The following is a 4,121-nucleotide window of genomic DNA, read 5'->3' as shown; positions in this document are numbered from 1 at the left end:
TGGTCGGTATAGCCGTCGGCATAGCCGTCATTGTCGCGGTCGGCCCAGATCGCGCCGGCGAGGCCGCCGACCGCGGCGCCGATCGCCGCGCCCTCGATCGGGTTCAGCCCGCCGACCGCCGCGCCGACGCCGGCGCCGACCCCCGCGCCGATCGCGGCGCCGGTCCCGGCGCTCTCCAGCGTCTCATTGTCCTGGTAGCTCGAGCAGGCGGCGAGCGGCAGCGCGCCGGCGAACAGCAGCGAGATCAGCGTCTTCTTCATGGATCTACTCCCTGACAGGCGCGGAGCGGGGCGCGACGGAGGCCGCGGGGCAGTGAACCGCGCAATGTGACAAGGCCGAAACGAGACACGAGGGCCCATGTTCCTCCACCCCCGTCGCACCCCCGCCTCCGCTCGCCGCATGGGGCGTGAGCGACAGCTTCGTCGCGCCAGAACGACTAAACCCCTCTCCCCTTCAGGGGAGAGGCCGGGAGAGGGGGAGTCGCTGAGAGACCAGGATCTCCTCGAACGAGCCAGGCGGATGCGCCGCGACATGCCCGAGCCGGAGCGGAGGCTGTGGCTCGCCCTACGCGCTCGCCGTTTCGAGCAGGCGAAGTTCCGACGTCAGGTGGTCATAGGGCGCTATATCGCCGACTTCGCCTGCAGACAGCCAACGATGCTCGTGATCGAGGTCGACGGTGACACCCACGCTGGCAGCGGTGATTATGACGAGCGCCGCACCTCTTTCCTTGAGGACCGCGGCTATCGGGTGATCCGCTTCACCAACTCCGAGGTGATGACGAACCTCGACGGCGTCCTTTTCTCGATCGCGGAAGCGCTTGGGGCTCCCCCTCTGCCAACCATGAGCAGGTCTCCGTGCCCCCGGCACGGCTGCGTCACGCGGGGCGTGACGCACCTGCTCATCCCCTGAAGGGGAGAGGGCTCTACCATAGCGCTTCGTTGCCCCCTTCGCGTCCTTCGCGTTCCTTCGCGAGCTTCGCGTGAAACAAGCGGCCACGAAGACTGGCCCCAGCGTCTCCGATCTCCCGCGGCCCCTTCGTGGCGTCGTGCTCTTCGCGGCTTCGTGTGACATGCGGCGCTGGTGCAACCGCCGGACTGCGCAACGGTGACGCCAACCCCGGAGCCCGCGTCCGCGCCGCGTGACGCCCGTCCCCGCCCCTCGACAACCCCCGCCGCCGCCGCCACAAGCGCGGGCGCAGCGGCGGGAGGTGCGGATGAGGGTGGGCATGATCGGGCTCGGCGACATCGCCGCCAAGGCCTGGCTGCCGGTGCTGGCCGCGGTCCCGGGGATCGAGCTCCACCTCGCCACCCGCGATCCGGCCCGCCTCGCCGCGCTCGGCGACGCCTGGCGGATCCCCCACCGCCACGCCAGCCTCGATCCCCTGCTCGCCGCCCGCCCCGACGCCGTCCTCGTCCACGCCGCCACCGCCGCCCATCCCGCCCTCGTCGCGCGCCTGCTCGACGCCGGCATCCCGACCCTGGTCGACAAGCCGCTCGCCGACAGCCTCGCCGAGGCCGAGCGGCTGGTCGCCCTCGCCCGGGCGCGCGGCGTGTCGCTGATGGTCGGCTTCAACCGCCGCTTCGCCCCCGCGCTCGCCGCCCTGCGCGACGCGCCGCGCGACCTCATCCTCCTCCAGAAGAACCGGGCGACCCTGCCGGCGCCGCCGCGCGTGACCGTGTTCGACGATTTCATCCACGTCGCCGACACCCTGCGCTTCCTCGTCCCCGGCCCGGTCGCCCGCACCACGATCGAGCTGCGCCGCGAGGGCGCCGACCTCGCGCACGTCCACCTCACCCTCGCCGGCACCGGCCCGGCCGGCGCCTTCGCCGCGACCGGCACGATGAGCCGGATGAGCGGCAGCGACGAGGAATGGGTGGAGGCGATCGGCGGCGGCGGCAAGCGCCGGGTCGAGAGCCTGCGCGAGACGATCGTCCACCAGGCCGGCCGCATCGTCCGCCTCCCCGCCCCCGACTGGCGCCCGGCGACCTGGGTGCGCGGCTTCGAGGCGATGGCCGCGCACTTCCTCGCCGCGGTCGCCGCCGGCACGCTGCTCGACGCCGGGGACGCCCTCGAGACCCACCGCCTCTGCGAGGCGATCGTCGCCCGGGCGGAGGCGGCGGCCTGACCGGGCACCTCGGCCGCCGCCATGCGTTGGCACGGCGGGAGGAGAGACGATGAGCCCGGACATGAGCGACGAGCGGAGCGGCGAGAGCCCGAGCCCCGAGAACCCCAACCCCGATCCCGGCCACGGCGCCGGCGACATGGGCAAGGGCAGCTTCGACGACACCCACAAGGGCGAGGAGACTCCCTCCCGCCAGGGCCCGACCAAGGTCCCCATCCCCCATCACGAAGACGAGAAACCGGCCGGCTAGCCGCGCCCGCCACCAGGCGCGCCGAGCTCCTTCCGGCGAGCCGCGGCGCTGCGCCCCGGCCGAATTTCGGGGACACCAATTTCGGGGACACTATACTCAATTCGGCCCGCGACTCTCCCGCGATGCGCGGCGCGCAGGAATTAAGTATAGTGTCCCCGAAATTCCGGTGAGCGACGGCGCTGCGCCCCGGCCGAATGTCCACGCGAAGGCGCGAAGAACGCGAAGCCGCGAAGAAGCAATTTCGGGGACACTATACTTAATTCGGCCCGCGACTCTCCCGCGATGCGCGGCGCGCGGGAATTAAGTATAGTGTCCCCGAAATTCCGCAGGCGCGCCGAGCTCCTTCACGCGAGACCCTCGGCACCTTCGCGCCTTCCTTCTCCTTCGCGTCCTTCGCTTGGAAATGCTGCTTCGGTGCGATCGGCCGCGCCGACCGATCCTGCGCTGCGCCAGGGCAGCCCGCCCGTCGCGTCGTCGTGGCTTCCTGTGCCGAATGCGGCGCCAGGGCAGGAAGCACGGAAAAGGGGCGCCGCGGCCCGCGCGACGCCCCTCTTCAACGCCGGCCCCTCAGATCGTGTCGCGCAGGTCGATCGCCGGCGCCGCGGGCGCGGCGGCTGGCTTGGCCGGGGTGTTGGGCGCGGCCGGCGCCGCGAGCCCCTCGCAATCGCCTTCCTGGCTCTCGCGGACCTGCGGCTTGCCGTCGGGCCCGGCGGTGACCAGGGTCGAGCGGCTGCACACCTTGCCGCCGTTGGAGAAGGACACGAACGAGCGGCTGATCGTGTTCGCCGGCAGCGCCGCGCCCGGCGCAGCGCCGGCCATCGTCACCCGGCGCGGGTCTACGGCCGGCGTGCGCGCGGCCAGCGCCGCCGCCTGGCGCATCATCGCGTCCATCTGCCGGTCCATGTCGGCGAACATCGCCTCGAACGCGGCGAACGGGTCGGCGACCTGCCGAACGGGAACGAGCACGACCTGCGGCGGCACCTCGCCCGTGTAGCGGACCAGGCCGACCCGCCCGTCGGGCAAGGCCACCTTGAGCAATTTCACGGCCTCGGGCCGCGCCGCGGCCGGCGCGCCGCCCGCCAGGGCCGGTGCGGCCGCAACCGCCCCGGTCAGCGCCAGCGCGGCCAGAACAGGCTTGAGCATCGACTCTCTCCTCGAAGGATCAATGGGAGCCGAAAACTGTCGCCCGAAAGCTGAACGCCCGATGACCGATGCGGACCGATCGCACCGCCTCACCGTCAGCGCCGCGTCCGTTACCGCTGCCCGATTTCCCCGCCCCTCGACGCCGCCTGCGGCGGCGCTCTGGACAGGCTGCGCCGCGAAGAACGCGAAGCCGCGAAGAAAAAAAGTCTTCAACCCAGACCCGTCACCCCGGCGCAGGCCGGGGTCTCCGGTCGGACAGACACCGCCGCCAATGGAGGGCTCTAAATGGGCGCTTCGCGCCCAATCGTCCTGCGCCGCTCCTGCGCATGGACCCGCCAGCTTCAATTTCGGGGACACTATACTCCAATTTCGGGGACACTTTACTCAATTCGGCCCGCGCCTCTCCCGCGGTGCGCGGCGCGCGGGAATTGAGTATAGTGTCCCCGAAATTAAAGCCCGCCTCAGCCCGCGCCCGGCTCACCGCGTCTGAAGCACCACACCCGCTCGGGCTCGGCGACGGGGGCGAGGCCGGCCTCGACCAGGCTGCGCAGCCGGCGGCGGACGTGGGGCAATTCGGCGGTTGGCCGCTGCCAGGCGCGGGCGCGC

The 4,121-nt window shown here is 71.9% G+C and carries 5 protein-coding genes; 3 read left to right on the top strand and 2 right to left on the bottom strand.

The genetic code is table 11. The features are described from left to right. The coding region (locus E2493_RS21455) for a YMGG-like glycine zipper-containing protein (RefSeq protein WP_167737666.1) at positions 1–260 on the bottom strand (260 nt) is incomplete at its 3' end. Between the two features lie 223 nt (positions 261–483). Between E2493_RS21455 and E2493_RS20215 the strand changes: the two genes are divergently transcribed. The 3 genes from E2493_RS20215 to E2493_RS20205 all read left to right on the top strand — a co-directional run bounded on the left by E2493_RS20215 (position 484) and on the right by E2493_RS20205 (position 2,372). After that, entirely contained in the window at positions 484–909 is a 426-nt protein-coding gene (locus tag E2493_RS20215) for an endonuclease domain-containing protein (protein ID WP_225421618.1), read from the top strand. Positions 910–1,213: 304 nt separating this feature from the next. Beyond that, positions 1,214–2,125, top strand: a complete 912-nt coding sequence (locus E2493_RS20210) for a Gfo/Idh/MocA family protein (protein ID WP_135090486.1) — start codon at positions 1,214–1,216, stop codon at positions 2,123–2,125. 49 nt (positions 2,126–2,174) lie between these two features. Then, entirely contained in the window at positions 2,175–2,372 is a 198-nt protein-coding gene (locus E2493_RS20205; RefSeq protein WP_135090484.1) for a hypothetical protein, read from the top strand. Between the two features lie 567 nt (positions 2,373–2,939). Here E2493_RS20205 and E2493_RS20200 read toward each other — a convergent pair. Further along, on the bottom strand, positions 2,940–3,515 hold the full coding sequence (locus E2493_RS20200; protein WP_135090482.1) for a hypothetical protein: 576 nt from the start codon (positions 3,513–3,515) through the stop codon (positions 2,940–2,942). Between the last annotated feature and the right edge of the window lie 606 nt (positions 3,516–4,121).

Source organism: Sphingomonas parva (ex Maeng et al. 2020), assembly GCF_004564275.1.
GTDB lineage: Bacteria > Pseudomonadota > Alphaproteobacteria > Sphingomonadales > Sphingomonadaceae > Allosphingosinicella > Allosphingosinicella parva.
The sequence above is the reverse complement of the archived record's forward strand: the minus strand, read 5'-3'. Positions and strand labels throughout refer to the sequence as shown.

What these genes read in the sequence shown, in the direction of transcription:
- E2493_RS20210 (WP_135090486.1), top strand. Translation starts at nt 1,214, where the DNA reads ATGAGGGTGGGCATGATCGGGCTCGGCGACATCGCCGCCAAGGCCTGG.
- E2493_RS20205 (WP_135090484.1), top strand. Translation starts at nt 2,175, where the DNA reads ATGAGCCCGGACATGAGCGACGAGCGGAGCGGCGAGAGCCCGAGCCCC.
- E2493_RS20200 (WP_135090482.1), bottom strand. Translation starts at nt 3,515, where the DNA reads ATGCTCAAGCCTGTTCTGGCCGCGCTGGCGCTGACCGGGGCGGTTGCG.